The 26,375-nt window shown below is 71.3% G+C and carries 29 protein-coding genes; 13 read left to right on the forward strand and 16 right to left on the reverse strand.

The window, feature by feature from the left end:
* Window positions 1-7: 7 nt before the first annotated feature.
* The 3 genes from AB0C26_RS41505 (at window position 8) to AB0C26_RS41515 (ending at window position 2,548) form a co-directional block, all read left to right on the forward strand.
* The gene (locus tag AB0C26_RS41505) at window positions 8-739 is read left to right on the forward strand and encodes an MBL fold metallo-hydrolase (protein WP_360259427.1); all 732 of its coding nucleotides are present in this window, start codon (window positions 8-10) and stop codon (window positions 737-739) included.
* Window positions 740-745: 6 nt separating this feature from the next.
* Complete coding sequence (locus AB0C26_RS41510) at window positions 746-1,645, forward strand: hypothetical protein (RefSeq protein WP_360259430.1); 900 nt, start codon at window positions 746-748, stop codon at window positions 1,643-1,645.
* Window positions 1,646-1,789: 144 nt separating this feature from the next.
* On the forward strand, window positions 1,790-2,548 hold the full coding sequence (locus AB0C26_RS41515; RefSeq protein ID WP_360259433.1) for a LysE family transporter: 759 nt from the start codon (window positions 1,790-1,792) through the stop codon (window positions 2,546-2,548).
* On the opposite strand, the gene AB0C26_RS41520 is transcribed toward AB0C26_RS41515, so the two are convergent.
* Window positions 2,545-3,213, reverse strand: a complete 669-nt coding sequence (locus AB0C26_RS41520; RefSeq protein WP_360259436.1) for a DNA alkylation repair protein — start codon at window positions 3,211-3,213, stop codon at window positions 2,545-2,547. The two genes, AB0C26_RS41515 and AB0C26_RS41520, sit on opposite strands and share 4 nt — an antisense overlap.
* A 32-nt stretch (window positions 3,214-3,245) precedes the next feature.
* Between AB0C26_RS41520 and AB0C26_RS41525 the strand changes: the two genes are divergently transcribed.
* Window positions 3,246-3,878, forward strand: a complete 633-nt coding sequence (locus AB0C26_RS41525; protein ID WP_360259438.1) for an acVLRF1 family peptidyl-tRNA hydrolase — start codon at window positions 3,246-3,248, stop codon at window positions 3,876-3,878.
* On the opposite strand, the gene AB0C26_RS41530 is transcribed toward AB0C26_RS41525, so the two are convergent.
* Complete coding sequence (locus AB0C26_RS41530) at window positions 3,875-4,786, reverse strand: neutral zinc metallopeptidase (protein ID WP_360259440.1); 912 nt, start codon at window positions 4,784-4,786, stop codon at window positions 3,875-3,877. The genes AB0C26_RS41525 and AB0C26_RS41530 overlap by 4 nt on opposite strands.
* 209 nt (window positions 4,787-4,995) lie before the next feature.
* Here AB0C26_RS41530 and AB0C26_RS41535 point away from each other — a divergent pair, with 209 nt between their 5' ends.
* The 4 genes from AB0C26_RS41535 (at window position 4,996) to AB0C26_RS41550 (ending at window position 10,120) form a co-directional block, all read left to right on the forward strand.
* The gene (locus AB0C26_RS41535; protein ID WP_360259442.1) at window positions 4,996-6,600 is read left to right on the forward strand and encodes an ABC-F family ATP-binding cassette domain-containing protein; all 1,605 of its coding nucleotides are present in this window, start codon (window positions 4,996-4,998) and stop codon (window positions 6,598-6,600) included.
* A gap of 440 nt (window positions 6,601-7,040) precedes the next feature.
* Entirely contained in the window at window positions 7,041-7,268 is a 228-nt protein-coding gene (locus tag AB0C26_RS41540) for a helix-turn-helix domain-containing protein (RefSeq protein ID WP_097322431.1), read from the forward strand.
* A 23-nt stretch (window positions 7,269-7,291) separates the two neighbouring features.
* On the forward strand, window positions 7,292-8,059 hold the full coding sequence (locus tag AB0C26_RS41545; protein ID WP_360259524.1) for an enoyl-CoA hydratase/isomerase family protein: 768 nt from the start codon (window positions 7,292-7,294) through the stop codon (window positions 8,057-8,059).
* A gap of 138 nt (window positions 8,060-8,197) precedes the next feature.
* Window positions 8,198-10,120: an ABC transporter ATP-binding protein gene (locus AB0C26_RS41550; RefSeq protein ID WP_360259526.1), complete on the forward strand. Its 1,923-nt coding sequence runs from the start codon at window positions 8,198-8,200 to the stop codon at window positions 10,118-10,120.
* Here the strand turns inward: AB0C26_RS41550 and AB0C26_RS41555 are convergent.
* The 4 genes from AB0C26_RS41555 to AB0C26_RS41570 are packed head-to-tail and all read right to left on the reverse strand — an operon-like array spanning window position 10,117 to window position 12,717.
* Window positions 10,117-10,674: a TIGR03086 family metal-binding protein gene (locus tag AB0C26_RS41555; protein WP_360259444.1), complete on the reverse strand. Its 558-nt coding sequence runs from the start codon at window positions 10,672-10,674 to the stop codon at window positions 10,117-10,119. The two genes, AB0C26_RS41550 and AB0C26_RS41555, sit on opposite strands and share 4 nt — an antisense overlap.
* Window positions 10,671-11,219 (reverse strand): G/U mismatch-specific DNA glycosylase, encoded by a 549-nt coding sequence (gene mug, locus AB0C26_RS41560; RefSeq protein ID WP_360259447.1) that lies wholly within the window; start codon window positions 11,217-11,219, stop codon window positions 10,671-10,673. Before mug ends, AB0C26_RS41555 begins: the two co-directional genes overlap by 4 nt.
* On the reverse strand, window positions 11,216-11,977 hold the full coding sequence (locus tag AB0C26_RS41565) for an SDR family oxidoreductase (protein ID WP_360259449.1): 762 nt from the start codon (window positions 11,975-11,977) through the stop codon (window positions 11,216-11,218). The genes mug and AB0C26_RS41565 overlap by 4 nt, the downstream gene beginning before the upstream one ends.
* Window positions 11,978-12,000: 23 nt before the next feature.
* The gene (locus AB0C26_RS41570) at window positions 12,001-12,717 is read right to left on the reverse strand and encodes a helix-turn-helix transcriptional regulator (RefSeq protein ID WP_360259452.1); all 717 of its coding nucleotides are present in this window, start codon (window positions 12,715-12,717) and stop codon (window positions 12,001-12,003) included.
* 112 nt (window positions 12,718-12,829) lie between these two features.
* Here AB0C26_RS41570 and AB0C26_RS41575 point away from each other — a divergent pair, with 112 nt between their 5' ends.
* Both AB0C26_RS41575 and AB0C26_RS41580 read left to right on the forward strand, forming a co-directional pair.
* Entirely contained in the window at window positions 12,830-13,168 is a 339-nt protein-coding gene (locus tag AB0C26_RS41575) for a nuclear transport factor 2 family protein (protein WP_360259454.1), read from the forward strand.
* 196 nt (window positions 13,169-13,364) lie between these two features.
* Window positions 13,365-13,817, forward strand: coding sequence for a DUF3592 domain-containing protein (locus AB0C26_RS41580; RefSeq protein WP_360259528.1), 453 nt, complete (start codon window positions 13,365-13,367; stop codon window positions 13,815-13,817).
* On the opposite strand, the gene AB0C26_RS41585 is transcribed toward AB0C26_RS41580, so the two are convergent.
* The 4 genes from AB0C26_RS41585 to AB0C26_RS41600 all read right to left on the reverse strand — a co-directional run bounded on the left by AB0C26_RS41585 (window position 13,756) and on the right by AB0C26_RS41600 (window position 16,598).
* Entirely contained in the window at window positions 13,756-14,199 is a 444-nt protein-coding gene (locus tag AB0C26_RS41585; protein WP_360259456.1) for a hypothetical protein, read from the reverse strand. The genes AB0C26_RS41580 and AB0C26_RS41585 overlap by 62 nt on opposite strands.
* The gene (locus AB0C26_RS41590; RefSeq protein WP_360259530.1) at window positions 14,196-15,023 is read right to left on the reverse strand and encodes a DUF692 domain-containing protein; all 828 of its coding nucleotides are present in this window, start codon (window positions 15,021-15,023) and stop codon (window positions 14,196-14,198) included. The genes AB0C26_RS41585 and AB0C26_RS41590 overlap by 4 nt, the downstream gene beginning before the upstream one ends.
* Before the next feature lie 16 nt (window positions 15,024-15,039).
* Entirely contained in the window at window positions 15,040-15,951 is a 912-nt protein-coding gene (locus tag AB0C26_RS41595; protein ID WP_360259458.1) for a TIGR04222 domain-containing membrane protein, read from the reverse strand.
* A 68-nt stretch (window positions 15,952-16,019) separates the two neighbouring features.
* The gene (locus tag AB0C26_RS41600; protein WP_360259461.1) at window positions 16,020-16,598 is read right to left on the reverse strand and encodes a helix-turn-helix domain-containing protein; all 579 of its coding nucleotides are present in this window, start codon (window positions 16,596-16,598) and stop codon (window positions 16,020-16,022) included.
* Between the two features lie 165 nt (window positions 16,599-16,763).
* Between AB0C26_RS41600 and AB0C26_RS41605 the strand changes: the two genes are divergently transcribed.
* Both AB0C26_RS41605 and AB0C26_RS41610 read left to right on the forward strand, forming a co-directional pair.
* On the forward strand, window positions 16,764-17,414 hold the full coding sequence (locus AB0C26_RS41605; protein WP_360259463.1) for an HAD family hydrolase: 651 nt from the start codon (window positions 16,764-16,766) through the stop codon (window positions 17,412-17,414).
* Window positions 17,415-17,592: 178 nt separating this feature from the next.
* Window positions 17,593-18,477, forward strand: coding sequence for an RIO1 family regulatory kinase/ATPase (locus tag AB0C26_RS41610; RefSeq protein ID WP_360259532.1), 885 nt, complete (start codon window positions 17,593-17,595; stop codon window positions 18,475-18,477).
* A gap of 52 nt (window positions 18,478-18,529) precedes the next feature.
* On the opposite strand, the gene AB0C26_RS41615 is transcribed toward AB0C26_RS41610, so the two are convergent.
* The 3 genes from AB0C26_RS41615 to AB0C26_RS41625 form a co-directional block, all read right to left on the reverse strand.
* Window positions 18,530-18,775, reverse strand: a complete 246-nt coding sequence (locus AB0C26_RS41615; protein ID WP_360259465.1) for a DUF2630 family protein — start codon at window positions 18,773-18,775, stop codon at window positions 18,530-18,532.
* A 123-nt stretch (window positions 18,776-18,898) separates the two neighbouring features.
* Window positions 18,899-19,561, reverse strand: a complete 663-nt coding sequence (locus AB0C26_RS41620; RefSeq protein ID WP_360259468.1) for a response regulator transcription factor — start codon at window positions 19,559-19,561, stop codon at window positions 18,899-18,901.
* The gene (locus AB0C26_RS41625) at window positions 19,549-20,706 is read right to left on the reverse strand and encodes a histidine kinase (RefSeq protein ID WP_360259471.1); all 1,158 of its coding nucleotides are present in this window, start codon (window positions 20,704-20,706) and stop codon (window positions 19,549-19,551) included. The genes AB0C26_RS41620 and AB0C26_RS41625 overlap by 13 nt, the downstream gene beginning before the upstream one ends.
* 132 nt (window positions 20,707-20,838) lie before the next feature.
* Between AB0C26_RS41625 and AB0C26_RS41630 the strand changes: the two genes are divergently transcribed.
* Window positions 20,839-21,261, forward strand: coding sequence for a DUF6069 family protein (locus AB0C26_RS41630; protein ID WP_360259473.1), 423 nt, complete (start codon window positions 20,839-20,841; stop codon window positions 21,259-21,261).
* Window position 21,262: 1 nt separating this feature from the next.
* Here AB0C26_RS41630 and coaD read toward each other — a convergent pair whose 3' ends face one another.
* The 3 genes from coaD to acnA are packed head-to-tail and all read right to left on the reverse strand — an operon-like array spanning window position 21,263 to window position 26,319.
* Window positions 21,263-21,670, reverse strand: a complete 408-nt coding sequence (gene coaD / locus AB0C26_RS41635; RefSeq protein WP_360259475.1) for a pantetheine-phosphate adenylyltransferase — start codon at window positions 21,668-21,670, stop codon at window positions 21,263-21,265.
* A gap of 4 nt (window positions 21,671-21,674) precedes the next feature.
* Window positions 21,675-23,486, reverse strand: a complete 1,812-nt coding sequence (locus tag AB0C26_RS41640; RefSeq protein WP_360259477.1) for an ATP-binding protein — start codon at window positions 23,484-23,486, stop codon at window positions 21,675-21,677.
* Window positions 23,487-23,544: 58 nt separating this feature from the next.
* The gene (gene acnA / locus AB0C26_RS41645; protein ID WP_360259479.1) at window positions 23,545-26,319 is read right to left on the reverse strand and encodes an aconitate hydratase AcnA; all 2,775 of its coding nucleotides are present in this window, start codon (window positions 26,317-26,319) and stop codon (window positions 23,545-23,547) included.
* Window positions 26,320-26,375: the final 56 nt, after the last annotated feature.

The following is a 26,375-nucleotide window of genomic DNA, read 5'->3' on the forward strand; positions in this document are numbered from 1 at the left end:
TGGGGTCATGACCTTTCGTGGCTTCGGCGGCCCGACCGTGACGTTCCAGCTCGGCGGCCTCACCTTTCTGACCGACCCCACCTTCGACGACGCCGGCGACTACCCGATCGGCGACCGCGTCCTGACCAAGACCGCCCCGGCGGTGGCCGGTCCGGAGGCCGCCGGCCACGTCGACGTCGTGCTGCTGTCCCACGATCAGCATCCCGACAACCTCGACCGCGGCGGGCGCGCGTTCGCCGCCACGGTGCCGTTGGTGCTGACCACCCCGCTCGGCGCCGAACGGCTGGGCGGCAACGCCCGCGGCCTGCAACCGTGGGAGAGCACGACCGTCGGCGACGTACGCGTCACCGCGGTGCCCGCCCAGCACGGCCCGGACGGCACCGAACACCTGGTCGGCCCGGTGACCGGATTCGTCGTGGAGACCGGCGGCGAGACGGTCTACGTCAGCGGGGACAACGCCTCGCTCGACGTCGTCCGCGAGATCGCCGCCCGTTTCCCGCACATCGACGTCGCCGTCCTGTTCGCCGGCGCGGCCCGCACCCCGCTGGTCGGCGACCACAACCTGACGATCAGCGCCGCCGACATGGTCGAGGCGGCCCGCCTCCTCGGCGCGCGCACCGTCGTACCCGCGCACATCGACAGCTGGGCGCACTTCACCGAATCCATCGACGACGTACGGGCCGCCTTCGCCGCCGCCGGCCTCCAGGACCGCCTCCGCGAACCGGATCCGGCAAGATAACGCCGCATGACAGGCGTACGGCTTTTCGTCCCGGGGACGGCGACGACGATGGCGCAGTGGCAGGACTCCCTCCGGCGCTGCGGTCTGACGCTGGACGACGCGGCGGTCGAGTGGGTGGCCAACGACGGCTCGTTCGGTGCGGCGTTCGGCTACGGCACCATGTCGGCCGAGGAACAGAGTGCGGTAGCCGAGGCGGGCGGTGCGCTCATCCTCGACCTACCGGGGTACCTGGACGCCGCGACGGCGAGGCTGATCGCCGGGCTCGGAAAGGCCGGAGCATTGGGCGTACGGCTCGAGCAGTCGAAGTTGGGATGGCCGGTGGGCCGCTGGGTCGAGGCGCTGGAGAGCGGCGATCCCTGGGAGGTCTACCACTGCGCCGTCGTGGCGTTGCAGGACGGCGGTGTGTCGCGAACGTGCGGCATGCACGCCTTCGGGCTGCCGGACGCGCTCGTCGAGGCGCCGCCGGCCCAGGCGAACGAACTCCTCGGCGTCCTGAACGTGTATCAGCTGGCGGAGGACCCGGTGCTGGTCACCGGCGACACCTTCACCCCCGACCGGGACACGCCGCGCCGCCGGCTGGAGCGCTGGCCCGACGACGGATATCCGCCGGGCCACCCGTGTCACAACCCGTTCGGGGTCTGGCGTCTGGGTCCCGAGGGCGGCCGGGCGGACCCGCGGGGCGAACAACGGCCCGTCTTCATCCCTCCGCTGGCCGCCGTGCTCACCGCGGCCGAGGAGAAGGCCGGCCGGCCGCTGAGCCGGGGCGAGGTCGAGCGCTTCACCGCCGAAGGCGCCTGCGTCATGATGAGTCACGCCGATGCGAAGGGCCTCGAACGCCGGCGTGGGTACGCCGATCTCGAGCCCGAACTGGTCTGGGAGCAGTGGCGGGCCGTACGCGCTAATTGAGTCGCGGTCAGCGGGTACGCCGGCGCATGATGGCGGCGTGACCAAGCCGATTGCCTTCCTCGCCGTCTCTGTCGCTCCGGCCGGTCGGGCCGCGCGGCAGCAGCAGGCCGGGCGTCGCGGATCGGCGGTCGTCGCACAGCCGTCATGAGCGCGGCGTTCATGGCCGGCGTCGTCGCCGGCTATGGTGTCGCGCTGCCCATGGGCGCCATCGGGGTGCTCATCGCCGGGCTCAGCGCTCGGGTGTCGCTGCGGGTCGGCGCCGCGGCCGGTCTCGGCGCGGCCACCGCCGACGGGGTCTTCGCGGCGATCGCCGTGGCCGGGGGAGCGGCGGCGGCGACCGCCATCGCGCCGATCGCGGCGCCGCTGCGCTGGGTGGCCGCCGTCGTGCTGCTGGGACTGGCCGCGATCACAGCGCGAGCCGCCTTCCACACGCCGCCGAAGCGCGCCGATCACTCGGCAGGCCGTGACGAGCATCCGGCAGAGCGCGCCGAGCACCCGGAAGAACGCGCCGAGTACACGGCGGAGCGCGCCGATCACTCGGCGGAGGGCGAGCACCCGGCGGGGCGTAACGAGCACCCGGGGGAGCGCGACGGACGCCTGGCGGAGCGGGGCGAGCGCTCGGCGACGCCGCTCAAGGCGTACGCCGGCGTGCTCGGACTGACGCTTCTGAACCCGGCGACGGTGATCTATTTCGCGGCGCTGGTGCTCGGGAGAGGCGGTGCGGGCGGCGGTGCCTGGTTCGTGGCGGGCGTCGTGCTGGCCTCGGCCAGCTGGCAACTCGTGATCGCCGGCGGTGGCTCGCTGATCGGCCGATGGCTGACCGGCGAGCGTGGGCGCGTGATCACCGCGCTGGTCTCCAGCGCCGTGATCGCTGTGCTCGCCGTGAAGCTTCTAGCCGGCTAAAGATGCTTTGTGGCCTCCCGGATCGACAGGCCGGAGAGCCGGGCGTGGTTCTCGCTGACGAAGGCGCGGACCGCGTCCGGGGCGGTTCGCGCGTACTGCCGAAGAGCCCAGCCGATCGCCTTGCGGACGAAGAAGTCGCGGTGGCCGGACTGGGCGCGGCAGTAGGCGAAGAGGCGGTCGGTGTCGGTGTCGGCGCCGTAGTGCAGTTGGTGCAGGATCGCCGTGCGGACCACCCACTTGTTGTCGTCGGCCGCCCACTGGTCCATCGCCGTGCTCAGCGACGGATGCCGGCGCACGAGGTCGCCGGTGAACCGGGTCGCGAGGGGATCGACCGTGTCCCACCAGCTTTTCGTGGTGACCAGCGTGCGAACCACGTCGAGGAAGCCGGGGCCGGGCACGTCGACGTGGCGGGCCAGGTAGGAGCAGGCGACGTACTGGTATTCGCGTTCGTCGCGCTGCCACAGCGCGAGGGCGTCGGCGCGCAGCTCGTCCTCGGCCGGTTTCGGGCGGCCGGCCAGGGCGGCCCGTTCGAGTTTGCGCAGGGCGGGCGAGGCCAGGCCGAGGAACGGGAACTGGTCGCGCATGTATTTCGCCTGGGCCGCCGCGCGGGCCGGGTCGGCGGCGGGCCGCAGCAGGGCGTCCAGGCGGGGCAGCAGGTCGGTCACGACCCGGATCCTGCCACCGTAGTGTGACAAGAATGAGTGAACGAGCGGCCGCCGGCGGCGGGAAATGGGTGGATGTCGCGCCGGGCCGGCTGCCTCGCTGGCTCGAGAACTTCGAGCGCCGCCACGGCCCGTACCGGGAAACGGGCTTGACCTTGATCGCCGAGGACGGCGCCACGGCCGCCTGGCAGGTGCCGCCGGGCGCGCCGCCGGTCGAGACGATGGCGGAGCTGATCGCCGAGGCCGGCCGGCCTCGGCGGCTGGGGCTGCTGCTGGCCCGCAAGGGTGCCGTCGCCGTGGGCATCGCGCAGGGTGACGAGCTGGTCGCCTCCAAGGTGGACACCCACTACGTCCAGGGCCGGACGGCCGCTGGTGGCTGGTCGCAGCAGCGCTTCGCCCGGCGCCGCGACAACCAGGCCAAAGCGGCCACTGCCGACGGCGCCGGCATCGCCGGGCGCATTCTTCTTCCGGAGGTACGCGGTCTGAGCGCGCTCGTCACCGGCGGTGACCGGGCGGCGGTCGACGCGATTCTGGCCGCGCCTCAGCTGGCCCCGGTGGCCGCCGTCCGGGCCGAACGGTTCCTGGACGTGCCCGAGCCCCGGCACGCGGTGCTGGTGTCCGCGATAGCCGGGGCCCGGTCGGTGTCCGTACTGGTCAAGGAGCCTTAGAACGAGGTGTCGCAGCTCTTCGGGTCGCCGGTGTTGTAGCCGGTGCTGAAGGACTGCTGGCGCTGGGCCGAGGTGCCGTGGGTGAACTCGGCCGGGTTGACCGTGCCGCCGCCCTTCTGCTGCAGCGTGTCGTCACCGATCTGGCCGGCCGTCTGGATGCCCTCCTGGATGTCCTGCTCGGTCAGGCTCTTGAAGATGCGCTGGCCGTTGGCCGAGGTGGTGGTGCTGGCCGCCTTGGACCAGACGCCGGCGTAGCAGTCGGCCTGGAGTTCGAGCTTGACCGAGAGCGCGTTCTTCTCCGAGTTGCTCGCGCCTTCCTGCGCGCGGCGCATCTTGGCCTCGGTGCCCGTGATGTCCTGGATGTGGTGGCCGTACTCGTGGGCCAGCACGTACGGCTGGGCGAACTCGCCGGGGGCGCCGAGCTGCTTGGCCAGGACCTGGTAGAAGCTCAGGTCGATGTACACCAGGTTGTCGCCGGGGCAGTAGAAGGGGCCGACCCCGGAGTCGGCCGCGCCGCAGGCCGTGTTGACGCGGCTCTTGAAGAAGACGGTCTTGGCCGGCTGGTACTGCATGCCGAAGGCCTCGGGTGTCTCCTGCTTCCAGAAGGCCTGGATCGAGTTGACGTAGAGCACGTTGCGGCAGTCGAGCTGCTTGGTCGCGCTCGCCTTGTCGCCGCACTCCTGGTTGATGTTGCCGTTGTCGCCCGCCTGGTTGGAGCCGTCGCCGCCCATGGCGTTGATGCCGAAGTAGCCTCCGACCACGGCGATGACGAGCGTGATGATGATGCCCACGAGGCCGCCGCCACCGATGGGGATCGGCAGGCCACCGAGGCCGCCACCTCCGCCGCCGGATCCACGTCGATCCTCGACCTGACTGGTATCGATGTCGGCGTTCTCGTTGAGTTCCATCTCATCCCTCACTGAGCGTTGTGCCCGGCGTGTACCCGTTGATCTTGATCGTTAATCGGTTGGGAGGTGTCAGCGGGTGCCCGGTACTATTGCCGGGTGCTGCTCTGCGAAGACTGACCTGCCCCGCGCCGACCGCCTCCCGTGAGATGGCCGGCGCTTTCGCGTGTCCGGAGTCAGCCTTCTTTATCTTCGAGAGCGAGCTTTTAATCATGATCACCGCCACCGGACTGGAACTACGCGCCGGCGCCCGCATCCTGCTCTCCCCGGTCACCCTGCGGGTGCAGCCGGGCGACCGGATCGGGCTGGTCGGGCGCAACGGCGCGGGCAAGACCACCACCCTGAAGGTGCTGGCCGGTGAGGGCCAGCCGTACGCGGGCGCCGTCGAGCGCACCAGCGAGGTCGGCTACCTCCCGCAGGACCCCCGCACCGGCGACCTGAACGTCACCGGCCGCGACCGCGTGCTCAGCGCCCGCGGCCTCGACTCGATCATCGCCGAGATGCAGAAGCTCGAGATCGAGCTCGAGGAGAGCGCCGACGAGAAACTGATCCGCCGCTACGGCCACCTCGAGGACCAGTTCTCCGCCCTGGGCGGGTACGCGGCCGAGGCCGAGGCCGCCCGCATCTGCTCCAACCTGGGCCTGCCCGACCGGGCACTGGCCCAGACCATCGGCACCCTTTCCGGCGGTCAGCGCCGCCGCATCGAGCTCGCCCGCATCCTGTTCGCCGACTCCGGCCAGAACGGCAAGGGCATCCTGCTGCTCGACGAGCCCACCAACCACCTCGACCAGGACTCGATCGCCTGGCTGCGCGGTTACATGGCCCAGCACAAGGGCGGCCTCGTGGTGATCAGCCACGATGTCGAGCTGCTCGACGCCGCGGTGAACAAGGTGTGGTATCTCGACGCCAACCGCTCGGTGGTCGACATCTACAACGTCGGCTGGAAGAAGTACCTCGAGTCGCGCGAGACCGACGAGCGCCGTCGCCGCCGCGAGCGGGCCAACGCCGAGAAGAAGGCCGGCGCCCTGATGGCGCAGGCCGACAAGATGCGGGCCAAGGCCACCAAGACGGTCGCGGCGCAGAACATGGCCCGCCGGGCCGAGAAACTGCTGGGCGGCCTGGAGGAGCAGCGCGTCTCCGACAAGGTGGCCAAGGTGCGCTTCCCCAGCCCGGCCCCGTGCGGCAAGACGCCGCTCACGGCGAGCGGCCTGTCGAAGTCGTACGGCTCGCTCGAGATCTTCACCGATGTCGACGTGGCGGTCGACCGCGGTTCCCGGGTCGCGATCCTCGGCCTCAACGGCGCCGGCAAGACGACGCTGCTGCGCATGCTGGGCGGGCTGCTCGAGCCCGACACCGGCGAGGTGCGGGCCGGGCACGGGCTGCGGCTGGGCTACTACGCCCAGGAGCACGAGACGCTCGACGTCGACCGCACGATCCTGGAGCACATGCGCAGCGCCGCGGCCGAGCAGACCGACACCGAGCTCCGCAAGATCCTGGGCGCGTTCCTCTTCTCGGGTGACGACGTCGACAAGCCGGCGGGTGTCCTCTCAGGTGGTGAAAAAACCCGTCTGGCGCTCGCCACGCTGGTCTGCTCGGGCGCCAACGTGCTGCTGCTCGACGAGCCGACGAACAACCTCGACCCGGTCAGCCGGGAGCAGGTGCTCGACGCCATCGCCAACTACCCGGGCGCGATCGTGCTGGTCACGCACGATGCCGGGGCCGTGCAGGCGCTGAAGCCGGACCGGGCGATCCTGCTGCCCGACGGCGACGAGGACGCGTGGAGCGACGACCTGCTGGAGCTCGTCGAACTCGCCTGATCGACGGGTTGATCGGCAATCATCGCGATCGTCGGTTGTCAACCAGTGCCCACACAGACAGTGCGACGTTCGGGCGTTTGCGGTCAGGTCGGGCATCGCCGTGATCGCGGCAAAGTTGGCACACTCGTGATCGGAGCGCTCGGTGCGTGTCGCATCGACGCTGCGTCATATCCGGCCGACGGCTGTCCTCGATCGAGTGTTTGTGCAGGTGATCGATGGTCTTGGTCCGGGTCGTACCGATGTGGACCGGCCAGTCGGAAAGCTGCCGCCCCTAACGTCAGTTAACTGTCTGACATTGATGGCCGTGGTCATCGTCAAGTTCCTGACAGTGGCAAATGGGCACGTTGGCTAAGCCTGGATACCTAGCGCATGATCGTTGGAGGCGGTCTAATAGGTGAGACCGTATCGAACCGCACAGTCTCCGGATGTGAGGATTCAGCATGCCAGCCACGGGCACCGCCAGCAGCACCGAGAAGGGTCGGCGAATCGTCGGCACAGAGCGCCAGTCGTTAGCGAAGGATCTGGTCAAGCGTTACACCTCCGGTGAGAGCATTCGCGCGCTCGCCGCATCGACCGGTCGTTCCTACGGATTCGTGCACCGCGTACTCACCGAATCCGGCGTGCAGCTACGCCAGCGTGGCGGCGCGCGTCGCCGCAAGAAGGCGTGACGACCGGCAACGCCGCACCCGGCATCCCCGCCGACGAGTCGGGCGTTCGCTACGACCTGGACGGGCCGGTGGCAACGGTGACGTTGTCCCGGCCCGACGTGCTCAATGCGCAGACACCAGCGATGTGGGCCGAGCTCGCGAACATTTCGCGGAAATTACCGGGCGACGTGCGAGTCGTCATTGTCCGTGGTGAGGGACGTTCCTTTTCCGCGGGCCTGGATCTGTCGGTCGCGCGTGGTGATGGCGATTCTTCACTCGTGAAGCTCGCGCAGTTGTCACCCGAGGAGTGCGCCGATCGGATTGCCGGCTTCCAAGCCGCGTTCACCTGGCTGCGTAACCCGTCCTTCGTGACGATCGCCGCCGTTCAGGGGCACGCCATCGGCGCCGGTTTCCAGCTAGCGCTCAACTGCGACCTTCGGGTACTCGCGGACGACGCGAAGTTCTCGATGGCCGAGGTGACGCTCGGGCTCGTGCCGGACCTGGGCGGGACGAAACGTCTCGCCGAACTGACCGGACCGTCCCGCGCGCTCGAGATCTGCCTGACCGGCCGGCGCATCCCCGCCGACGAGGCCGAGCGCATCGGCCTGGCCACCACGGTCGTGCCCGCCGCCGAGCTCTCCGGCACGGTCGCCGACCTCACGGCCGCCATCATCGCCGCCGACGCGGGCGCCACCAGCGAGATCAAGGCCCTGCTGTCGGGGGCCGGGCTCCGGTCGTACGCCGAGCAGGACCGCGCCGAGCGTGAGGCTCAGACCCGCCGTGTCCGCGAATTGCTGGGACCCGGCGAGTAACCCATCCGACCGCCCCACCGCCACCCTTAACCGGACTGAAGGCCTCCGGGAATTCTCGCACCGCCCGGGTTGTCGTACCCCCGGGGCAGAATGTCGCTGCCCACACTTCACGACCGCCCGGGAGGTGACGAGATGAGCATGCCCAGCTGGACCATGCTGCGCTCGATCCAGAACTCGGACCGGGTCGCCGAGCACCGCCTTCGCCGGGGCACCACCCGGCGGATCCTGCGCTACGCCCGTCCCTATCGCCGGGACATCCTGGTCTTCCTGCTCACCGTGGTGCTGGCCGCCGGTATCGGCGTGGCCACGCCCCTTCTCGCCGGCCACGTGGTCAACGCGATCACCGGCGGTGGCGCCGGCGCCGCGTCGCTTGTGGTCCGCCTCGCGCTGCTCATCGGCGCGCTCGCCGTCATCGACGCGTTCCTCTCGCTCGCCCAGCGGTGGTACTCGGCCCGCATCGGCGAGGGCATCATCCTCGACCTGCGGACCCGGGTGTACGACCACGTCCAGCGCATGCCGCTGCAGTTCTTCACCCGCACCCAGACCGGCGCCCTGGTGAGCCGGCTCAACAACGACGTCACCGGCGCCCAGCGGGCCTTCACGTCCACCCTGTCCGGCGTGGTCAGCAACGTCATCCAGCTGGTGCTCACCGCCGCCGTGATGTTCAGCCTGTCCTGGCAGATCACCGTGCTCTCGCTGATCATGCTGCCGCTGTTCATCATCCCGGCCCGCCGGGTCGGCAAGCGGCTGGCCGACATCACCCGCGAGTCGTACAACCTCGACGCCAAGATGAACGCGACCATGACCGAGCGCTTCAACGTCTCCGGGGCGATGCTGGTCAAGCTCTTCGGCCGGCCCGAGACCGAGGCCGCCCGCTTCGGCGAGCGGGCCGCCCGGGTCCGCGACATCGGCGTGCAGCAGGCGATGTACTCACGCACGTTCTTCGTCGCGATGCTGCTGGTCGCCTCGCTCGCCCAGGCGCTGACGTACGGGCTGGGCGGCTGGCTCGCGGTGGCCGGCAGCGTCACCGCCGGCACGGTCGTGACCCTCGCGCTGCTGCTGACCCGGCTGTACGGGCCGTTGACCGCGCTCAGCAACGTGCGGGTCGATGTGATGAGCGCGCTGGTCTCGTTCGACCGGGTCTTCGAGGTGCTCGACCTCAAGCCGGGCATCGAGGAGAAACCGGACGCGGTCGACCTGCCCGCCGGCGGCGGCCGGGTCGAGTTCCGCGACGTGCGCTTCCGCTACCCGAGCGCCGACGAGGTGTCGCTGGCGACGCTGGAGGACGTGGCCACGCTCGACCGCACCGAGCAGGCGCCGGTGCTGCGCGGCGTCGACTTCACCGTCGAGCCCGGCCAGATGGTGGCCCTGGTCGGCCCGTCCGGCGCCGGCAAGTCGACGACCTCGATGCTGCTGTCGCGGGTCTACGACGTCACCGAGGGTTCGGTACGGGTCGGCGGCGTCGACGTCCGCGACGCCACCCTCGACTCGCTGCGCGACACCATCGGCGTGGTCACCCAGGACGCCCACCTGTTCCACGAGACGATCGCGGAGAATCTGCGGTACGCCCGGCCGGACGCCACCGAGGACGACATGTGGGAGGCGCTGCGCGGCGCCCAGGTCGCCGACCTCGTCCGCGGCCTGCCCGACGGGCTGGAAACGGTGGTCGGCGAGCGCGGCTACCGCTTCTCCGGCGGCGAGAAACAGCGCCTGGCCATCGCCCGGTTGCTGCTCAAGCGCCCGTCGATCGTCGTGCTCGACGAGGCCACGGCCCACCTCGACAGCGAGTCCGAGGCGGCGGTTCAGCGGGCGCTCACCACGGCCCTCGAGGGGCGTACGGCGCTGGTCATCGCCCACCGGCTCTCCACGGTCCGCGACGCCGACCAGATCCTCGTGCTCGACAAGGGCCGCGTCGTCGAGCGCGGCCGCCACGACGAACTGGTGACGGCCGGTGGGCTCTACGCGGAGCTGTACCGCACGCAGTTCGCCGAAACCTCCCCCGCGTCGTACACCGAGGAGGTCGAGGTGGTCACCGTGCCGGCCCGCTCGATCGAACCTTAGACGCAGGCCCGGCCACTGATGGCGAGCAGCCGGACGAAGTCGCTGGCGCCCTCGGGCACCGGGACCTCGTCCTCGAAGACGCCCATCTGGCGGGCCTGCGGGGCCATCTGGGCGATGACCGGTGACAGGACCTTGACCGCGGCCGGGTCGGGCTCGTAGCTCTGCCCGGTCGCCTGGGCCAGGTCCCAGCCGTGCACGGTCAGGTCGACCAGGACGAGGTTGCCGACGACCGGCTGGGGCAGGCCCATGCCGGGGGAGTTGCCCTCCAGCGCGGCCGGGTCGGACCAGGCCTTGATCAGGGTGGCGGTCTCGTCGGTGAAGCGCCGGCGCCAGTCGCCGGTGATCACGTCCGGGGTGGTGCTGAAGTCGGGCTGCTCGCGCACGGCCAGGGCCTGGAAGTTGACCACCACCTGGAACAGGTGGTTGAGCAGGTCGCGGACGCGGAACTCGGCACAGGGCGTCGGCTCGTCGAGCTGGTCGTCGCGGACCTCCCGGATCACCGGGAGCGTCCGCTCGGCCGCGGCCGCCAGCAAAGTACTGATCTCGGTCGTCATGGCCTAGACGGTAGCGAATCGAGCAGCTCCCGGAAGGCCCCCGCGAGGGTGTCCACGGTGTAGTGGGCGTTCAGGCCGCTCGGGTTGGGCAGCACCCAGACCGGTCTTCCACCGACCTGCTCCTCTTGTGGCCCCATTGTGGCTTTCGGCCGGGCGAACGCCGTCCGGTACGCGGTGACGCCGAGTACGGCGAGAATTCTCGGCGCGACATTCCGAACTTTCTCCGCCAAGGCTTCGCCGCCTTCGACCAGCTCGGCGGGGGAGAGCTCGTCGGCGCGGGCGGTGGCCCGGGCGACCACGTTGGTGATGCCGAGGCCCATCGCGGGCAGCTCGAACTGCTCGGACGGGCGCAGCAGCCGGTCGGTGAAGCCCGAGCGGTACAGGGCCGGCCAGAAACGGTTGCCGGGACGGGCGAAGTGGTGGCCGGTCGCCGCCGAGTACAGGCTCGGGTTGATGCCCGAGAACAACACCCGCAGGCCCGGGCCGATCAGGTCGGGGATGGTGCGGTCGGCGGCGGCCGCTATCTCGGCCGGGGTCGGCTTCACAGCGCGCGCGTGTTCCCGCCGTCGACGGTGATCAGGGTGCCGGTGACATAGCTGGCCGCGGGCGAGAGCATGAACGCGGCCACCCGGCCGAACTCGGCCGGCTCGCCCAGGCGGCGCATCGGGATCTTCGACGCCACGTCGGCCGCGGCGGCCGAGGCGTCGCCGGTCGCCGCGAACAACTCCCGGTTGCGGTCGGTCATGATGCGGCCCGGGAGCAGGCTGACGATGCGGACGCCACGCGGGGCGTACTCGTCGGCCATGTCCTTGGCCGCCATGGCGAGACCCGGCCGCAGCCCGTTGGACAGACCGAGGCCGGTCAGCGGGGTCTTGACCGAGGTGGAGAGCACGAGCGCGATCGCACCGCTCTCCGGCAGCGCCGCCGCGAAGACGCGGGCCGCGCGCATCGTACCCAGGAAGACCGTCTCGAAGGCGTCGCGCCACTGCTCGTCGGTCATCGTGGCCGCGGTGCCCAGGGCCGGCCCGCCCACCGAGATCATCGCGCCGTCGAAGCGGCCGAACCGGTCCACAGCGGTGTCGGCCAGCAGGCGCGGCGCTTCGGGGTCGGCGAGGTCGGCCACCACCCCGGCCGCGTACCGCTCGCCGCCCAGCTGGTGGACCGCTTGCTCGACGCGGTCGCTGTCGCGCGCCGAGATCACCACCTTGGCGCCGTCGGCGACGAGCGCCTCGGCCGTGGCGAACCCGAGCCCGCGCGAGGCACCGGTGAGAACGTAGACGCGATCGGCCAATCCGAGATCCATACCCCGATCCTGCCAGCCGCCGGTCAGCGGCGGTGCAGGGCGGCGGCCGTCGCCTCGTCGGCGGGGAGGAAAGACTCGATCGCCAGCTCCGACAGGGTGACGTCCCGGGCGGTGCCGAGCACCGAGGTGATGCTGAAGAAGCTGAGATCGTCGATCCGCAGCGGTACGACCGGACCGGCGCCCGACCGGTCGACACCACCCGGATAGCCGCGGAGTTCGTCCCGGAGATCGGCCATGTCGGACACACGGTCGAGAATGTGGCCCCGCCACTCGGCCAGGTTGCGGATGCGGGGCGCCAGGCCGTCGGGGTGCAGCGACAGGCGCAGCACGTTGACCGGCGGTTCCAGCAGCCACGGCGCGCAGCCTTCGACCAGCGGCCCCACCGCGGCGTTGGCGTCGATCATCGTCCAGTTCCGGTCGACCAGCAGTGCCGGGTAGGGCTCGTGCCCCTTCAGCACGTTCCGCAGCGACTCGAGGATCGCGGCCAGGGGTGCCCCGCTCAGCGCCGACTCGGAGTAGGCGGGGGCGAAGCCGCCGGCCACCAGCAGCTCGTTGCGGGACCGCAGCGGCACGCCCAGTTGCTCGGCCAGCCGCAGGATCATGTCGCGGGTCGGCCGGGACCGCCCGGTCTCGACGAACGAGAGGTGCCGGGCCGAGACGCCGGCCTGCGCCGACAGCTCCAGCTGACTCATCCGCCGGCCGGTCCGCCACTCGCGCAGTCGCTGCCCCACGTCGCTCATACCCGCCGACCCTAGGGCCGGCGGCCTCATGGCGGCCATTACCTCCGAGGTAATCGACGGCCCTACCGGTGGCGGGCGACGGTGGTCGCACCGACAACGAGAGGACGAAACGATGAGCGACTTCGAGACCGTGGTGGACCGCTACCTCGCCGCGTGGAACGAGACCGACGCCGGCGCTCGCCGGGCCGCGATCGACAACCTGTTCGCCGAGGACGTCCGCTACGTCGACCCGCTGGCCGCGGTGTCCGGCCGGGCCGCCCTGTCCGAGCTGATCGGCGCGGCCCAGCAGCAGTTCCCCGGCCTGAAGTTCACGCCGGGCGGCCTGATCGACGGTCACCACGACCAGGTCCGCTTCACCTGGACCCTCGGCCCGGCGGCCGGCTTCGACGTGGCCCAACTCGACGAGCAGGGCCGGATCACCACCGTGCTGGGTTTCCTGGACCGTGCTTAGTCCATCGCGTCGGGTGCGCCGAGCCCGCGTGAGGCGCCCGTGACCAGCGCAACTGCCATGTCGTGCCCTCCTGGGTGATCATGGTCGGGTGACCGGGCGACGCGCGAAGAAGCCGAAGTCTTCGCGCAAACGCCGGGGTCTGGCGCCCGGCCCAGCCGGACCGACGGTAGAGCTTTCTCCCACGGCCGCGTGGCGTATGTACGTCGCGTTCGGCCTGGCCGGCCTCAGCGCGGTAGTGGTGGGAATCGCCCTGTTCATGGTGGCCCGCGAGGAGGTTCTTCTGGACCTTCATCACCGGGTCACGGAAGGCACTGTGATCGGTATCTCGACTTCGTTGCGCGGGCCCGGCAGTGTCGACGTCGTCTACTCCGCCGATGGCCGTGAGCACACGACGTCGGTCGGGCAGTCGTGGTGGGGAGGAAGCGTCTACACCGGCGACCACGTCCGTATCGAGTACTCGCCGTCGCATCCGTCTCTGGCCCGCCGGGCCGGTGCGCACGACGCCCTGAGCCTGGTCGGCGGCCTAGCCGCCTGCACCGTCGCCGGCGTGGCCTTTGAAGGTCTACGGCGGCGGCGCCGGCGGCGAGTCACGGGCGGCGCAGGATCCAGGTGCGGCCGGCCGCGTGCAGGGCGGCGGCCCCGGCGATGAGGCGCAGTGCGGGCGCGCGGCGAGCCTGGGGAGCCGACCGGCCGTCGTACTTCCAGGTCGCCTCCCGCTCCGCCAGCTCCGGTGCCGCCATCGGGGGCAGCGCGTCCCGGGCGGCCAGGTCGCGCGCGAAGTCCCAGCCGTCGCGCAGGGAGCCCTGCGTGGGCCGGGCCGTGGCCCACTTCGCGAACTCCTGTTTCCACCGGTCACCGAGGCCGGCGGCCAGCAGCGGCCACTGCCGTGCCACCTCGCCGGCCCGCTTGCGCAGCAGCGCCACCCGCGCCGCCTCGAAGCGGAAACCGTCGAAACCTTCCGGTACGGCTCGGCCCGCGGTGAGCGCTTCGACGAGGGCGGCCTGGCGGTCGGCCAGGCTGTCCGCCGTCATGTGACGGGCGGGTAGCCGGAGGCCTTGGCGATGGCGTCCAGCTCGGTTCGGAGGTCGGCCGCCGGCGGGTAGTCGCCGTCGCGTTCCAGCATGAGGGCCGGCGGGCGGTGGCGCGCGCACAACGAGGCGACCAGATCGAGGACCGGCTGGGGTACGGCGTCGGTGTGCGTGTCGTGGTAGAGCCCCTGATGCTCGGCGCCGCCGGCCACGTGGGTGTAGGCGACCCGGTCCAGCGGGAGCCGGCCGAGAAGGTCCTCGGGGTCGGTACCGCGGTTGCGGGCGTTCGCGTAGACGTTCGCCACGTCGAGCAGGAGCAGGGCGCCCGTACGGTCGAGGATCTCGGTGATGAACTGGGCCTCGGTCAGCTCGTCGTCGGGCCAGTCGAACAGGGCGGCGATCGGCTCCAGGGCGATCGGGACGCTCAGCGACGCCTGCACCCGCCGCACGTTGGCGGTCACCGCGGCCACGGCCTCGCGGGTGCGGGGCAGCGGCAGCAGGTGCCCGGCCTCGATGCCGCCGGCCCGGACGAAGGCGATGTGCTCGCTCACCAGTGGGGCGCCGAGCCGGTCGGCCACGGCCGCGAAGTGTTCGACCCGCTCGGCCGGCACCGGCTCGGCCCCGCCCAGGGAGAGCCGGACCCCGTGCGGGATGACCGTGACACCGCGGGCCATCAGCTCCTCGAGCCCGCCGGGCAGGTCGCCGTGCGCGTGGACCGACTCGGCGACCACCTCGGCGAACCGCAGCCCCGGCAGCTCGGCGACGAACCCGGCGATCTCGGGCCGCCACCCGATGCCGACGCCGTACTCGGCCTCGCTACCGAACACGATGCCCGTACGGTCGTCAGCCACCGCAACCGCCTCCGCCGCCGCAACCACCGCCGCCTCCGCAGGAGGAGCTGCTGCTGCAACTGCTGCCGGAGCCGCCGTCGCTGCCGCCGCCACCCCCGACCGAGCCGGTCGCCCCGCCCGTGGCGGCGATCCGCTGGACTTCGGCCTCGGCCGCGAAGGCCGGGTCCATCGTGTAGAGCGAGCTGGATCCCCAGAGGGCCACGCCCATGGCGGCGCCGGTGGCCCCGTACGTCGCGTACGAGGGCGACTGGCTGGGGGAGAGGTGACGGTTCTGGTCGCGCAGGCCGCGCATGTGGCGGCGGGCGGCGTCGGTGGCCCAGCGCCGGCGGGTGTAGAGGGCGATCGTCAGGATCACGGCGAAGAAGACCAGCGGGATGAGGAAGCCGACCGGCTTGTCGTTGGCGGTGCCGTCGATGATGCGGGCTACGCCGACGAGGACGAGCGCGACGCCGGCCAGCGCCCACGCCCGGGCCTCGCGCAGCTTGGCCGCGCTGATCGCCACCCCGCTCGCCTCGAGGTGGTCGCGCAGCTGCTCGACCGCGGAGACCACCGCCTGGTCGGTGAAGACCTCGCGGGCCCGCAGGCCCCGGGCGGCGGCGTTGTAGATGGCGCTGTCGAGCGGGGTGACGCCGCTGGGCAGCGGCCCGGTCTGTACGAGCGTGCGGCCCGGTCCGGTGCCGATGGCGCCGGCGGCGCGCAGGCCGCCCATCGCCGAGTAGACCGCCAGCTTGTCGCCGCCGTTGAGGTAGGCGAGCTGCTGCGGGCCGAGGTGGTCGACCCGGGCGAACCGGATGCCCCGGAAGAGGGTCTTGCGGTGGAAGTAGGCCAGCATCGCCACCAGGACCATGGCGGCGATGTAGTAGATGAGGAAGGTCGGGCCGGGGATCCCCCACGTGTCGTTCATGGGCTTTAACCTCCCGTGCTCGTCGCGTCTATGGCCCTCATTGTGCAGACGCGCGCAACGGCCGGGCGTCAGGCCCGGCGGACGGCTTCCTCGACGACGTCGAGCACCCGGCTCAGCTCGCCCGGCGGGCGCCCGGTGGCCAGGTGGAGCACGAGACCGTCGTACGCCAGCTCGAGGAACTGGGTCAGCACCTCGACCGGCACGTCGTCCCGCAGGACCCCGGCCTCGCGCTGGCGCTGAAGGCGCTCGCGGGTGGCGTCGGCGATGGCCGCGGACCGCTCGGCCCAGCGCTTGGCGAAGGCCGGGTCGGTGCGCAGCCGGCGGGACACCTCGAGTTGGCTGCCGAGCCAGCCGGCGGTGTCACCGTCGCTGTTGCCCGCGCGGTCGAGCAGGTCACGCATCACCTGGACGAGACCGTTGCGGGTCACCGTCGCGACCATGGCGGCGGCGTCGTCCTCGGCCACGGCGAGGAAGAGCGATTCCTTGTCGCGAAAATGGTGGAAAATCGCCCCTCGGGACAGCCCGGTGGCGTCCTCGAGGCGGCGCACGGTCGCGCCTTCGTAGCCGAACCGCGCGAAACAGTCACGCGCGGCGGCGAGAATCTCGTGTCGGCGCGCGTCTAGCTGGTCCTGGCTTACTCTGGGCACGTTCTGGATCGTGTCACGCGGCCGGGCGGCCATGCAATCCGTACGTACGTCTTGCCAGACACGCCACGGCCATCGGACGGATGCTGCGAATTCCCCCATCCCGCCCGTCACTTGTTTACAGCCGCGGACTGTTCGCCCGCCCGTTCGGTCACGTAAGGTGCCCGCGTGCCTCTCGTCCTGATCGCTCTCGACGACACCCTGCTCGACCGCAGCGGTGCCTTCAAGCTGTGGGCGAAGGGTTTCCTGGACGAGATCGGAGCCTCACAGGACGATCTCGACTGGTTACTCTCCGTGGATGCTGACGGTCTGACTCCGCGCTGGGACCTGGCCGATCTGATCCGCGAGCGGTACGCCCTCGGAATTCCCTCGATCGACGTCGTCGACGAGCTGCACGAGGGCCCACTCGCCTACGAGAAGCTTGATCCACTGGTCGGCTGCGCCCTGAAGATCGCCGCGGACGCGGGCTTCGTCCCGGTCGTGGTCACCAACGGGCGGGCGGAGATTCAAGAAGCCCGCATCCGCCGTACGGGTCTCGACCGTTACGTGGCCGATTGGGTGATCTCCGAGCAGGCCGGCGTGAGCAAGCCGAACCCACGGATCTTCGCGCTCGCCGCGCAGCGGGTCCGGATGCGGCTCGGCGGGGCGTGGGTGGTCGGCGACAGCCCCGAGGCGGACATCGGCGGCGCGGCCGCGATGGCCCTGCCCAGCGTGTGGCTGCATCGGGGCCGCAAGTGGATGGACGACCGGTTCGCGCCGACCCGCGTGGTCGGCAACGTGATTCAGGGTCTGTCGGAGATCATGGCAACCGCGCGATAAATAGGTTGCGCGACCTCCGCGGGCCCGGCAAAGTGACCCGCGTACCGACGAGAGAGAGGGAGGTGGACTCCATGGCTGTCTTTGTGATGACTGCTGCCCGGATTCCAGAACTTCTTCTTCCTTCTTTCTCCGAGGAGACCCTTCAGTGCGAGAGCACGACTCTTTCGGCCCGGCAACCATGCGCCGCGGCCGTCGCAAGTTCGACGACGACGACTCGAACTTTCTGAAGCGCGGGCGGCTCGAGCCGCAGCTTCACGAGGATCCCGACCTTCCCGAGGTCGGCGACCGCTGGTCCACCTGGGACGGCGCCCTGCACGGCCCCGAGCCGCGCCCCGACTGGGTGCGCACCGAGCACGGCGCTGTCGACACCGAACTGGGCATGCTCAAGACCGGCAAGGAAGCCGACGTCTTCCTGGTCCGGCGGGAGATCCCCGACACCGACAAGGTCAGCATGCTGGCCGCCAAGCGGTACCGGGACGGCGATCACCGGCTCTTCCACCGCGACGCCGGATATCTCGAGGGCCGCCGGGTTCGCCGGTCCCGCGAGATGCGGGCCATGAACAACCGCACCGCCTTCGGCAAGGAGATGATCTCCGGGCAGTGGGCGGTCGCCGAGTTCGGCGCCCTGTCCCACCTGTGGGAGGTCGGCCAGGAGAGCGGCCTGGTCCGGGTGCCGTACCCGGTGCAGCTCATCGGCACCGAGCTGATGCTCGAGTTCATCGGCGACTGGGAGACCGGCGAGGCGGCGCCCCGGCTGGCGCAGGTGCGCGCCGACCCCGACCAGCTCGCCGACCTGTGGCGGCAGATGACCGACGCCCTGTCGGTGCTGGCCCGGGCCCAGGTGGCGCACGGCGACCTGTCGCCGTACAACACGCTGGTGCACGACGGCCGGCTCGTGCTGATCGACCTGCCGCAGATCGTCGACGTCGTCGCCAACCCGCAGGGCGCCGACTTCATCGCCCGTGATGTGCGCAACGTCGCGGCCTGGTTCACCCAGCGCGGTCTGCGAGTGGACGCCGACGAGCTGCTGGAACGGCTGCTCTACGAGGCGGGGCTGCGATGAGAAGGCCCGGCCCGCGGCCGCCGAAACCTCGGCGCCCGCGGCCGGAGCCGCGTCACTGCAGGTAGCCCTCGACCTCGCCGACGCTGTGGGCCTGCTCGGAGTTCGGGTCGTTGCCGAACTCCCGGGCGGCCCGCCGCCGGCGCAGCAGGTCCCAGCACTGGTCGAGCGCTTCTTCGAGTTCCTTGAGCCGCGAGTGCTCCTCGCTGGAGGAGATCTCGCCCTTGGCCAGCTGCTGCCGCAGCTTGTGCTCCTCGTCAACCAGGCCGTTGATCCGGCCCAGAACAGTTTTGTCATCCATGCGAAGAGCCTAAAGGCAGCCCCGCCGGACCCTCACCCGGTCACGCTGTGACGAAGCGCGCCCTCAACGGCGAGGCCGGCGGCGCGCCGTGGCGAGCAGCCGGCGGATGGGCGTGGTGGCGGATCAGGCGAGGCCGGCGTCGTGGGCCAGCAGGGCGATCTGGGTGCGGTTGTCGAGGGCCAGCTTGGTCAGGATGTGTGAGACGTGGGACTTGACCGTGGCCAGGGTCATGTCGAGGGCGGCGGCGATCTCGGCGTTGTTGTGGCCCCGGCCGATGCTGACGACCACGTCGTGTTCGCGGGGGCTCAGCGTGGCCAGCACGGCGCGGGCGCTCGTGTAGGCCCCGGCCTGGACGGCGACCCGGTCCATCAGGCGCCGGGTGACGCGCGGCGACAGGATCGGCTCGCCGGCCGCCACCTGCCGGATGGCGTCGGCGATGCGGGCCGGCGGCGTGTCCTTGAGCAGGAAGCCGCTGGCGCCGGCCCGCAGGGCGTGCAGGATGTTCTCGTCGGTGTCGAACGTGGTCAGCACGATGATCTCGGGCGGCCGCGGGCGCGCCCGCAGGCGGCGGGTGGCGGTGATGCCGTCGACCCGGGGCATCCGCAGGTCCATCAGCACGACGTCGGGCGCGTGGGCGTCGGCCGCCCGGGACACCTGGTCACCGTCGTCGGCCTCGCCGACCACAGCGATGCCGGGCGCGCCGTCGAGCATCATGGTCAGCCCGGCCCGGACGAGCGCGTCGTCGTCGACCACGAGCACGCGCACCGGCTGAGTCATGCCGGCCATGGTAGCGACGCACACAGCCGGAATTCGCCCTCGCTCGCCTGGTGATCGAGCCGCCCGCCGGCCAGCTGCACCCGCTCGGTGAGCCCGACCAGCCCGGCCCCGCCCGACCACCCGGGCGGCGTCCCGTCGGGCGGCAGCGCATTGACCAGCTCGACCTCCAGCCCCGCGCCCGGACCGCCGCGCAGCGCGACCCGGACCGGCTGGCCGGCGGCGTGCTTGCGGGCGTTGGTCAGCCCCTCCTGGATCACCCGATACGCCGTGCGGGCGACCGTCGGCGGCGCCTCGGCCGGCGCCGCCACCGCCTCGCGCAGCAGCACCTCGGTGCCGGCGCCGCGGGACTCCTCGACCAGGCGCGGAACGTCGGCCAGCACCGGCTGCGGACGGGACGCCTCGCCGTCCGGCGGGTCGTCGTCGCGCAGCAGCGAGATCACCTCACGGAGCTCCTCGAGAGCCTGATGGACCCCGGCGCGGACGACCCCGGCGGCCTGGGAGAGGCGCTCGGGCGACGAGTCGGGCCGATACTCCATCGCGCCGGCGAACGTCGCCAGCAGCGACAGGCGGTGGGCGAGGACGTCGTGCATCTCGCGGGCGATCTTGCGGCGTTCCAGCATGCGCGCCTCGGCCACCCGGCGGCCCTGTTCGGCCTCAGCCCGGTCGGCCCGCTCGCGCAGCGAGCGGATCAGCGCGGCCCGGGCCTGTGCCCACGCGCCCCAGCCCAGCAGCGCCCCGTAGCCGATGGTGATCAGCACGAGCCACCACCCGTACGGCATCGAGCCGTTGGGCCGCCAGGCCCCCTGAACCGCGTGGGCGGCGATACCCGCCCCCGCCACGGCGATCGCGACCGGGAACGGCCGCCGCCACGACACCTGCAACGCGCCGATCGTGGCGGGCGGGGTGGCGGCCGGTGACACCGCGGCCAGGACGGTGAGCACGGCCGTGCCGAGGACCGGGCGCCAGGCCAGCAGCGGGGTGACCGCCCAGCTCAGCAGGCCGGCCGCGACGTCGAGCGCGAACAGCGGGCCGAGCGCCCGGCCGCCTCCGTGGCCTCCCCACAGGGCGAACAGGGTGGAGGCGATCAGCACTCCTGACACGGCCGCGATCGTGGCGACGGCGGCGGCGCCGGGAGGGCGGAAAGTGGCGGTCACGGGGCGACGCTAACCGGTGGGCAGTCGTCGGCGACACCTACTTAAGTAGGTGCCGGCGCCCTCCCAAAGAAGGGCCCGGCGATGTCCGAGGTCCGATGTGCACACCCGGCCTCAGGGCCCACGCTCATCGGCATGACGAACAACATGCGGGACCTCGAGACCACGACCACCGCCACCTGGACCGGCCGCGCCGTCACGGTCGTGGCCGGCGCCGCCGGCTCCCTGCTGCTCTGGGCCGTGAACGTCCCGTGGGGCGGCCTCGACCTCGCCGTCCGGCAGGGCGGCGAGGTCCAGTCGATCGGCGCCGCCGCGGTGGTGGCCACCGCGCTGATCGCCGGCCTGGCCGCCTGGGGGCTGCTCGCGCTGCTGGAGCGCAAGGCCCGCCACCCCGTCCGCGCCTTCCGGATCATCGCGACCGTCCTGCTGCTCGTCTCGCTGGCCGGCCCGCTGGGCGGCGGCGTGGGTCTCAGCAGCAAGCTGGTCCTGCTGGGCATGCACCTGACGGTCGGCATCGCCCTGATCATCGGCCTGCCGGGCCGCCGCTCGTGCCGCTGAGTCAGGCGCCGAGGGATCGGGCGGCGGTGGAGGAGACCGTGACCAGCGCCGGGCGGGCCGCCATCAGCAGGGTGGTGACGCCGAGGGATTCGTTCATGGCGGCCAGCTCCTGCTCATGGCGGATGTCGGTGGCGTTGCGGACGCCGCGGATGATGACGTCGATGTCGTGCTCGCGGCAGAACGTCGCGGTCAGGCCGGCCCAGGCTACGACCTCGACATTGTCCCAGTACGCGGGCAGGACCGCCCGCACCGAGGCGGCCCGCTCGCCCTCGGCCCGTTCCGGGTGCTTGGCGCTGTTCACGGCGACGAGCACGGTCAGATGATCGGCCACCTGGCGGGCCCGGTCGGCGATGTCGAGATGACCGGGCGTGAGCGGGTCGAACGTGCCCGGATAGACGGCGCGCACCATCGACTCAGATTAGCGTTTGCGGGTGGGCGACATCCGCTTTCAGCGCCACGGGGGTGCCGGTGGCGGCGGGCAGCGAGAAGGTGATGATCGTGCCGCCGCCGCGGTTGTCCTCGGCGGTGATGACGCCGCCGTGCCGTTCGACGATGCGGTGGCAGATCGCCAGGCCGAGGCCGGTGCCGGGGATGCCCGAGGACTGGTGGGCGCGGTGGAATCCGTTGAAGATCGCCTCGTGCTGGCCGGCCGGCACGCCGAGGCCGCGGTCGGCGACCTGGACGACGACCTTCCGGCCGTCCTCGGTCCGGTGCGCGGTGACGTCGACGCGCGGCGTCCGGCCCGCCGCCGTGTATTTGACGGCGTTGCCGATCAGGTTGTTCAGCAGCTGCCGGATCAGGGCCGGGTCGGCCGCGACCGGGGGCAGGTCGCCGACGTAGATGGTCGGCATCGAGCGGCGGGCCGCGCTGGCGGCGTCGAGATGGGCGATCGCCACCTCGTCGGCCAGGGCGTGCAGGTCCAGGTCGACCGGCCGGATACCCCCCTCGCGAGCGGCGGCGTAGGTGAGCAGGTCGTCGATGAGGGTGCCCATCCGGGTCACCCCCGCCGTGATCTTGCGGAGGTCGGGACGGATCTCGGCCACGTCGACCGCGGACCGGCCCTCGAGTTCCTCGTCGAGAAACTCGGCGTGGGCCTGCACGGTGGCCAGCGGGGCCTTGAGGTCGTGGGCGACGACGCCGGCGAACGCGGTGAGGTCGGCCTTCTGCTGGCGCAGCACGATCTGGGTGGACCGCAGGTCGGCCGTCGCGGCCTCGACCCGGGACTCGGCCCGGGCCCGCCCGCTGGCCAGCGTGTGCACGAGCAGGGCGAGCGCGACGGTGAACAGCAGCCCGGCCAGGGTCACCGCCGCCGGCAGGTTCTTCGTGCCGGGCATCGTCGACGTGGGGGAGGCGACGACGATCGTCCAGTGCCGCTGGGCCACCGGGATGGTGACGGTGCGGTGCAGGTCACGCAGTCCGGGCGCGGGGGCGCGCAGGGTCGCCACGACCGAGGGCACAGCGTCGAGGCCCTGAGCCTGGAGGGTGACGTCGATGCCGCTCTGCGCGACCAGGCGGAGACTGTCGCCGAGGAAGGTCTCGCTGCGCAGGCCCATCAGCAGCCAGCCGCGGAACGGCTTGACGCCGTGGGCGCCGGCCGGTCCCCACAGGCCCGTGGTCAGCAGGAACGAACTCTGCCTGACCCCTTCCGGCAGGGTCTCGTCCCGCTTGAGGACGAACGGGTCGGAGAGCGTGACCTGGCCGGTGCGCCGCGCCTCGGCGAACGTCGCCGCCGGGACGGCGCTCGCCGCGAGATCGCTGGTCGTGGTCGAGGGCGTGCTGCCGTCAAAGCGTACGGAGAAGATGGGAAAGATGTGTTCCTGGAAGTTCGTGTCGGGGCTCAGCCGGAGATCCGGTACGCCACGACCGCGCCATTTCGCCTGAGCCGCGGCCACGCCGGGGCGGTCGGTGGCGATCAGATAGGTCAGCGAGGTGGCCCCGGCCAGCCGCAGCTGGGTGAGCGGGGCCGCGGTCTGCGCGAACTTCGAGGCGTTCAGGCTTTCGAAGGCGCCGATCGCGCCGGCCGTCGTGCGCAGCGTGTCGATGTAGCGGGCGGCCTGGTTGGTGACGGCCTGGGCGACGAGCCCGGCGCGGCGGTCCATGACGGCGTCGAATCCCTGACGCTGCTGCTGGTCGAGGAGCACGCCGCCGCCGACGCTGGCCAGGACGCCCACCACGATCACGACGACGGTCCAGGCCCATGTCTGCCGCCTGGAGAGAGCCCTCACCCCTACCCGATCGGCACGACCCCGGCGGGACTGAGCAGCCCGCCGGGGTCGGCACGAATCAGGAGTTGAGCATCTTGCGGAGCACGTACTGCAGGATGCCGCCGTGCCGGTAGTAGTCGGCCTCGCCGGGCGTGTCGATGCGGACGTCGGCGTCGAACTCGATGCCGGTGTCCGTACGGACCTTGACCGTGCGCGGGGTCTCGCCGTCGTTGAGCGCGGTCACGCCGGTGATCGTGAAGGTCTCGGTGCCGGTGAGGCCCAGCGACTCCGCGTTCGTCTTCGGCGGGAACTGCAGCGGCAGCACGCCCATGCCGATCAGGTTCGAGCGGTGGATGCGCTCGTAGCTCTCGGCGATGACGGCGCGGACGCCGAGGAGCATGGTGCCCTTGGCCGCCCAGTCGCGCGACGAGCCTGAGCCGTACTCCTTGCCGGCCAGGATGACCAGCGGCACGCCGGCCTCCTGGTAGGCCACCGAGGCGTCGTAGATCGTGCTCTGGTCGCCGGTGAGGTGGTTGACCGTGAAGCCGCCCTCGACGCCCGGCACGAGCTGGTTGCGCAGCCGGATGTTGGCGAACGTGCCCCGGATCATGACCTCGTGGTTGCCGCGGCGCGAGCCGTAGCTGTTGAACTCGTGCCGCGGGACGCCGTGCTCGGCCAGGTACTTGCCCGCGGGCGAGTCCGGCTTGATCGAGCTGGCCGGCGAGATGTGGTCGGTCGTGACCGAGTCACCCAGCTTGGCCAGCACGCGAGCGCCCGAGATGTCGTTCACCGGCTGCGGCGAGGCGGCCATGCCCTCGAAGTAAGGAGGCTTGCGGACGTACGTCGACTCGTCGCTCCACTCGAAGGTCTTGCCCTCGGGGGTCGGCAGCGACTGCCACTTCTCGTCGCCGGCGAACACGTCGGAGTACGCGGTGCTGAAGCCCTCGGCCCCGATCGCCGACGCGATGACGTCGTCGACCTCCTTGGCGGTGGGCCAGATGTCGTTCAGGTAGACCGGCTTGCCGTCCGAGCCCGTGCCGAGCGGCTCGGTCGTGATGTCCAGGTCCATCGTGCCGGCCAGCGCGTACGCCACGACCAGGGGCGGGGACGCCAGGTAGTTCATCTTGACGTCCGGGTTGATCCGGCCCTCGAAGTTGCGGTTGCCGGAGAGCACGCTGACCGCGGTCAGGTCGGCCTCGTTGACGGCGGCCGAGACCTCCTCGGGCAGCGGGCCCGAGTTGCCGATGCAGGTCGTGCAGCCGTAACCGACCAGGTTGAAGCCGATCTTGTCGAGGTACGGCGTGAGGCCGGCCCGGTCGTAGTAGTCGGAGACCACCTTGGAGCCCGGGGCGAGGGTGGTCTTGACCCACGGCTTGCGGGTCAGGCCGCGCTCGACGGCCTTCTTCGCGAGCAGCGCCGCGCCGATCATGACCTGCGGGTTCGACGTGTTGGTGCAGGAGGTGATCGCGGCGATCACCACGGCGCCGTGGTCGAGCTCGTACTCGACGCCGTCCTCGCCCTTGACCCGGGTCGGCTTGGAGGGTCGGCCCTCGGCGCCGTTGGCCGCGCTGACCAGGTGGTGCGGCTTGTCGGCGGCCGAGTCCTCGTGGTTGGCCGGCGGGTCGCTGGCCGGGAAGGACTCCTCGCTCGCCTCGTCGGCCGGCCCGGAGTCGGTGACGTAGTTGGTGAGGGCCTCGCGGAACATCGGCTTGGCCGCGTTCAGCGGCACCCGGTCCTGCGGGCGCTTCGGGCCGGCCAGCGACGGCACGATGGTCGACAGGTCGAGCTCGAGCTTCTCGGAGTAGTCCGGCTCGGCGTTCGGGTCGAGCCAGAGACCCTGACGCTTGGCGTACGCCTCGACGAGCGCCACCTGCTGCTCGGAGCGGCCGGTGAGCTTGAGGTACTTGATCGTCTCGTCGTCGATCGGGAAGATCGCGACGGTCGAGCCGTACTCGGGCGACATGTTGCCGATGGTGGCCCGGTTGGCCAGCGGCACGGCGCTCACGCCGGGGCCGTAGAACTCGACGAACTTGCTGACCACGCCGTGCTCGCGAAGCATCTCGGTGATCGTCAGCACCAGGTCGGTGGCGGTCGTGCCGGCCGGCATCTCGCCGTTCAGCTTGAAGCCGACGACCCGCGGGATCAGCATGCTGACCGGCTGGCCGAGCATCGCGGCCTCGGCCTCGATGCCGCCGACGCCCCAGCCCAGCACGCCCAGGCCGTTGACCATGGTGGTGTGCGAGTCGGTGCCGACCACGGTGTCGGGGTAGGCCTGGCCGTTGCGCTCCATGATCGTACGGGCCAGGTATTCGATGTTGACCTGGTGCACGATGCCGGTGCCGGGCGGCACGACCTTGAACTCGTTGAACGCGGTCTGTCCCCAGCGCAGGAACTGGTAGCGCTCGCGGTTGCGCTGGTACTCCAGCTCGACGTTGCGGGCGAAGGCGTCCTCGCGGCCGAACAGGTCGGCGATGACCGAGTGGTCGATGACCAGCTCGGCCGGGGCGAGCGGGTTGACCTTGGTCGGGTCGCCGCCCAGCTCCTTCACGGCCTCGCGCATGGTGGCCAGGTCGACCACACAGGGCACACCGGTGAAGTCCTGCATCAGGACCCGCGCCGGGGTGAACTGGATCTCGACGCTGGGGTCGGCGGTCTGGTCCCAGCCGCCGAGGGCGCGGATGTGGTCGGCGGTGATGTTCGCGCCGTCCTCGGTCCGCAGCAGGTTCTCCAGCAGGATCTTCAAGGAGTAGGGCAGGCGGTGGTGCCCCTCGACCTTGTCGATCGTGAAAATCTCGTAGCTCGCGTCACCGACGCGCAGCTCGCTCTTCGCACCAAAGGTGTCGAGGCTGGCCACGTCATCTCCTTCACACCCAGCGATCGTCGGACAAGTCTTTCGCACCGAATGAGCGG

Source organism: Actinoplanes sp. NPDC048796 (assembly GCF_040650035.1).
Classification (GTDB): domain Bacteria; phylum Actinomycetota; class Actinomycetes; order Mycobacteriales; family Micromonosporaceae; genus Actinoplanes.